Annotated in this window: 6 protein-coding genes; 2 read left to right on the top strand and 4 right to left on the bottom strand. The window is 63.7% G+C overall.

Features of this window, described 5'->3' with window-relative positions; all coding sequences use genetic code 11:
• Positions 1-259: iron-containing redox enzyme family protein (locus A2J03_RS13085; protein ID WP_197480743.1), on the top strand; the 259-nt coding region annotated here is incomplete at its 5' end.
• Here the strand turns inward: A2J03_RS13085 and A2J03_RS13080 are convergent.
• Positions 256-429, bottom strand: a complete 174-nt coding sequence (locus A2J03_RS13080; protein WP_068374445.1) for a CDGSH iron-sulfur domain-containing protein — start codon at positions 427-429, stop codon at positions 256-258. The genes A2J03_RS13085 and A2J03_RS13080 overlap by 4 nt on opposite strands.
• A 290-nt stretch (positions 430-719) precedes the next feature.
• Here A2J03_RS13080 and A2J03_RS13075 point away from each other — a divergent pair, with 290 nt between their 5' ends.
• Complete coding sequence (locus A2J03_RS13075) at positions 720-1,130, top strand: STAS domain-containing protein (protein ID WP_068374442.1); 411 nt, start codon at positions 720-722, stop codon at positions 1,128-1,130.
• A gap of 17 nt (positions 1,131-1,147) precedes the next feature.
• Here A2J03_RS13075 and A2J03_RS13070 read toward each other — a convergent pair whose 3' ends face one another.
• From A2J03_RS13070 to A2J03_RS13060, 3 genes are all read right to left on the bottom strand, one after another.
• Positions 1,148-2,734, bottom strand: a complete 1,587-nt coding sequence (locus A2J03_RS13070) for a phytoene desaturase family protein (protein ID WP_068374439.1) — start codon at positions 2,732-2,734, stop codon at positions 1,148-1,150.
• 125 nt (positions 2,735-2,859) lie between these two features.
• Positions 2,860-3,243, bottom strand: coding sequence for a universal stress protein (locus tag A2J03_RS13065; RefSeq protein WP_068374437.1), 384 nt, complete (start codon positions 3,241-3,243; stop codon positions 2,860-2,862).
• A 29-nt stretch (positions 3,244-3,272) separates the two neighbouring features.
• Positions 3,273-4,525 (bottom strand): CitMHS family transporter (locus A2J03_RS13060; RefSeq protein ID WP_068374434.1); only part of this gene is annotated, 1,253 nt, incomplete at its 5' end.

Genomic DNA, 4,525 nt, shown 5'->3' with positions numbered 1-4,525 from the left:
CGAGATCACGTCCTCTCCCGGGGCTGCGCGGCTGGTCGAGGCGTTGCGGCGGCTCGAAGCCCCGGAAGAGTGCGTGCACTTCTACGCCGAACACGTCGAGGCCGACGCGGTGCACGAACAGATACTGCGGCACGACGTCGTCGGATCGCTGATCGCCACCCAGCCCGAGCTCGAAGCCGACATCGTGTTCGGTATGCGGGCGTTGTCGTTCCTGGAAGACCGTTTCGGCGACGCATTGATGCAACGCTGGACGGCCTAGCGCCTCGTCCGGTGGCTCGTGTCGCACAGCGGAAAGGTCTTGCTGCGCTTGCACATGCACAGCGCGACAGTGGTTCGATTCGACTCGACGATCCGGCCGTCGGGCATCTCGATCTCCACGGGGCCCTCGACCATGAGTGGACCGTTCTTGACCATCCGCACACGTGTCATGGTTGTCGCTGCCTCCTGACGGCATTCATTGTCAGCGGCCCTGTACCGCGATTGCCGGATCGCTTCGACGAGTGCCCTGAGCACACCGGGTCGAAACCCTGGTAGTCGAAACCCAGGTATACGGGCCGGTAGTAATGGCGTAGGGTTGTTCTTGGTTGAGCTAACAGCCGTTGTCGGAGGATTCTCCGCCGGTGTGGCTCGACAGATAGAGGGCAGTTCGTTCGCCTCAGAATTCTGTTGCAGCACCCGAACAGCGGGTCTCCTCCCAATCGATCAACGATGGGATGGCTATGACTGTTACTCCACACAATCTCGATGACGAAGGCACCACCAGGTCGAAGGCAATGGCCGAGAGTACGGTAGCAGTTGCCGCCACCGGGGCGATCTTCACGTCGGTCAGTGCAGGCACCGACGCCGTGCTCGTCAGAGTTCACGGGGACATCGACATGCGCAGCGCGCCGATTCTGCGTGACTACATCTGCGGCCGCGTCTCCGTAGGGGTTCGGCTGGTTCTCGACCTCACGAATGTCGGATTCTTCGGAATTGCCGGGTTGACGGTGTTCACCGCGCTCGACGAGACAGTCGAATCGGCCGGTACCACTTGGTGCCTGGTAGAGGGACACGCAGTCCACCGACTGCTGGAAGCCACTTCGGTGGTGCCCAGCGTTCGACGCTTCACAACGGTGGACAGCGCTCTGTAAGGGCAGTTCCACCAGAACTACCGGGTGACCAGTTCCAGCAAGGAACTGGTCACCTTTTTTCGTACCGCGCCCAGGACTCCCCGTTGACGCAGCGCAGCACGGGCCGCATTCATGCCGCCGGCGCCGTGCACCCCGCCTCCCGGGTGTGCCGAGGAGCTTCCCAGGAACAGACCTTCGACGGGTGTCTCGGGTCGTCCGAGGCCGGGGGTAGGCCGGAAGATCAGCTGCTGGTGCAGTTGAGCTGTGCCACCGTTGACTGCGCCGCCATACAAGCTGGAGTTCGCCGCCGACAAGTCCGAGGGACGCTGAACGGCCTGGCCGACGATCGACGCTGCAAATCCTGGCGCGTGTTCCTCCAGTACGTCGCCCACCCGTTCGGCGATGGTGTCTGCCGACGCGTTGTCGACGATCCCGCGCGGCAGATGCGTGTACGCCCACGCGCTTTCGGTGCCGCTCGGTGACCGTGTCGGGTCTGCTGTGGTCATCTGACCGAACAGCATGAACGGACGCTTCGGCAGGACGCCGGTCGCCAGGTCGGTGGTCCACCGCAACAGTCCGTCGTCGTCTGCCCCGAGGTGGACGGTGCCCGCCTGGGACAGGCTCTTCGAGCGCCACGGAATCGGTCGATCGAGCGCGTAGTTCACTTTGACGACGGGTGTGTCCCACTCGAAGTTCTCGAGATCTCTGCGCATCCGCGGGGGAATGGCATCGTCGGGCAGCAGCTTGTCGTACAGGATCGGTGCGGACACGTCGGCGATGATCGCCCGCCGTACTCGGACGGTGTCACCCGATGCGGTGTGCACGGATCGTGCTCGCCCACCTGCGACATCGATTCGGGTGACTTCGCTGTTGCATCTCACTTCGGCTGTGCCCGCGCGGCGGACGAGGGCTGCAGTCAGCTCGCTCGACCCGCCCTCGGGAACCGGGAAACCGACGTCCTGCGCCATCATCGTCAGCAAGTACCCCATCGCTCCGCTCACCGCAGCCTCGAGCGGGGCGTCGCCATGCATCGCATTTCCGAGGAGTAGGCATCGTGCGGCGGAGCTGTGGAACGCCTCGTGCGCCATGACCCGCGCAGGCAGGGCCATGAAGCGAGCGAATCGGAGGGTCTCGGCCGCGCCGAGTGTTCGGGCGAGCGACGCACCGGCGCGTACCGGCGGAAATGGGCCCAGGAACGCGTCGAGCAGCGCTTTCTTGATTCGGGTCCACTGTTCGAACATGGCGATCCACGCGTCACCGTCGCGGCGGTCGTACACCGAAAGAGCTGCGGCAGTGTCTGCGACGTCGGCATGCACTATCGGTGCGTCCTCGTCCGCGGGAAACCTGGCGTGACCGTATGCTGCGGGCGCGCGGCACCAGCGCAGCCCATGACGTTCGAGTTCGAGTGACGTCATCGCCGGGGACGCGGCACCGAGCGGATAGAAGGCGCTGAACAGATCGCTCGTATAGCCGGGAACGAGTTCCGCGCTCCTGACCGCACCTCCGGGCTCCGGCGCTGCCTCCAGAACGACCACGTCCCAACCCGCATCGGCCAGTGCGGCAGCGGCGACGAGGCCGTTGTGCCCGGCGCCGATGACAACGGCGTCGACGGTGGTCGTACTCATGACGGCGCCCTCCCCGGATTCGGTTGCGGTGTGGTGCTATCGAAGACATTGTTCATGTTCTCGGAGTGTGCCCGAGCGGCGGGGTGGCGAAACCTGCAGGCCCCGCTCCCGCCGCTTCGAAGCTGCTACCGCGATTTCACGAGAAGTATCTCTACCGGAATCTCGAGCAGCAGACGCTGGACCGTCTGACCCATCAGGAACTTGCCGACGGCACTGCGGTGGCGTGATCCGATGACGACCAGCTCGGCGTCGACCTTGTCGACGAGTGTGAGGAGGGTGCTGGTGGCGTCGGGATCGGGAAGAGCAGCTTCGACGCGGGCGTCCGGAGCCAGAGCATGAACTGCGGTTTCGACGGCGGCGAGCTCTTGCGCCTGGGCACGAGCGTCGGGGGAGCCCGACAGTGCATGGACGACAACGAGTTCGGCTCCGCGACTTTCCGCTTCACGGATGCCGGCTTCGAGTGCGCTACGGCCCTCATCGGATTGGTTGTGGATTACTACGACGGACATGGTGTGCCTTTCGAACTGTGAGGTAGGGGTCAGCCGAACGGGATCTGCCCGAGGGCGACACCGACGACCAGCATGGTGAGTGAGATGACGGCGGCACGCCACAGGACCTTCTTGTGGTGGTCGGCGAGTGAGACACCCGCGAGAGTGACCAGCAACAGAATTGCGGGAACCAGTGGGCTCTGCAGGTGGAACGCCTGGCCGGTGATCGATGCACGCGCCATCTCGACGGGCTCGATGCCGTACTGCGCCGCAGTTTCGCTGAGCACCGGCAGAATTCCGAAGTAGAACGCATCGTTCGTCATGAAGAACGTGAAGGGGAGGGACAGTACACCGGTGATGACGGCGAGGTACGGACCCATTCCCGACGGGATGACGTTGAGAAGCCACTCGGCCATTGCTTCGACCATGCCGGTTCCTTGGAAGACGCCGGTGAGAATCGCAGCAGCGAGAACCATGGCGACCACGGAGACGATCGACGAGGAATGCCGTGCGATGGCTTCGCCCTGCTCCTTGACCTTCGGGAAGTTCACTGCAAGTGCGATGGATGCGGCGATCATGAACAGAACCGGGATGGGAAGGATGTCCATGACGAGAACCACGAGCAGAACAACCGTCAGAGTTGCGTTGAACCACAGCAGCTTCGGCCGCAGAGTGTTCCGGTTGGGGTCGAGGCCGTCGATGAACTGGCCTGCGCTGCCGTCACCGCCGCCGGTGCCGGCGTTTCCGCCGCTGCCCGTGGTGGTGTCCGTCGACGCACCCTGCTTCACCAGCTGGCGATCGTAGACGAGCGATCCGATGCGGCGACGCTCCATGATGCCGAGGTGGACTGAGAACGCCAGCACGATGATCAAGCCGACGATGAGGGACGGCACCATCGGGATGAATACCTCGGAGGGCGAAATGCCGAGCGCTGATGCTGCACGCACGGTGGGGCCACCCCACGGAATGATGTTCATCGTTCCGTTGGCCAATCCCGCAATGACGGTCAGGATGACCGGGCTCACACCGAGTTTCAGGTAGAGCGGCAACATCGCCGAGGTCACGATGATGAACGTCGTCGATCCGTCACCGTCGAGCGAGACGACCATCGCGAGAACTGCGGTACCGACGACCAGCTTCATCGGATCGTTCTTGACGAGCTTCAGGATCCCCTTCACCAGCGGGTCGAACAGTCCGACGTCGATCATGATGCCGAAGAAGATGATGGCGAAGAACAGTAAGGCCGCGGTAGGAGCGAGCGACTTGATGCCGTCGGTGATCATGTCACCGATGCCCAGGCCCG

The organism is Rhodococcus sp. EPR-157 (assembly GCF_001647195.1).
GTDB lineage: Bacteria > Actinomycetota > Actinomycetes > Mycobacteriales > Mycobacteriaceae > Rhodococcoides.
The sequence above is the reverse complement of the archived record's forward strand: the minus strand, read 5'-3'. Positions and strand labels throughout refer to the sequence as shown.

Excerpts from the sequence above, each read along its gene's own strand:
- A2J03_RS13065 (WP_068374437.1), bottom strand. The coding sequence starts at position 3,243 with ATGTCCGTCGTAGTAATCCACAACCAATCCGATGAGGGCCGTAGCGCA.
- A2J03_RS13080 (WP_068374445.1), bottom strand. The coding sequence starts at position 429 with ATGACACGTGTGCGGATGGTCAAGAACGGTCCACTCATGGTCGAGGGC.
- A2J03_RS13070 (WP_068374439.1), bottom strand. The coding sequence starts at position 2,734 with ATGAGTACGACCACCGTCGACGCCGTTGTCATCGGCGCCGGGCACAAC.
- A2J03_RS13075 (WP_068374442.1), top strand. The coding sequence starts at position 720 with ATGACTGTTACTCCACACAATCTCGATGACGAAGGCACCACCAGGTCG.